Raw genomic sequence first — 508 nt, 5'->3', positions numbered from 1 at the left:
CGAAGCCCGTCGAACGCCTCGCCCAGAATCCGGTCTGCTACTTCTCGTTGTCCGCGCTCTCGGAAAGCTGTTCCAAGGGGCAGCCACGGCCACCGCTTCGCCCTCAACACGCCGGTGAACCTGCGCCGCCCTGACCAGCTGCTGATCGTGCCCGACACGACCAACTACGGACGGGTCGAGGTCCGGGCCTGGCACCGCATGCACCAGCGCGTGGCACGCACCGGCTACTTCGCCCGTCTCGGCGACGAGCTGTTCACCCGCCTCCCGATCATCGAGGGCACCGTGATCGAGGTCCGGGTGGAACGCCTCCCCGACGGTCGCAGCCCGCACCGGACCATGTGGCTATGGCACTCCGGCCCTGACACACCAGACCTGGACGTGTGCTGGCGGGCCTACCTGCGCCGCTTCGACATGGAACACACCTTCAAGCTGATGAAGTCCCAGCTCGGCTGGACCGCCGCCCGGCTGCGTCACCCCGAGCAGGCCATCCGCTGGACCTGGCTGCTCA

1 pseudogene is annotated in these 508 nt (G+C 68.1%); it reads left to right on the top strand.

From position 1 onward, the window contains the following. Positions 1-508, top strand: a pseudogene (locus MXD58_RS24910) (hypothetical protein); the annotation flags it as partial.

The organism is Frankia sp. AgKG'84/4, from assembly GCF_023242965.2.
GTDB lineage: Bacteria > Actinomycetota > Actinomycetes > Frankiales > Frankiaceae > Frankia.
This window is presented reverse-complemented; position numbering and strand designations above follow the sequence as displayed.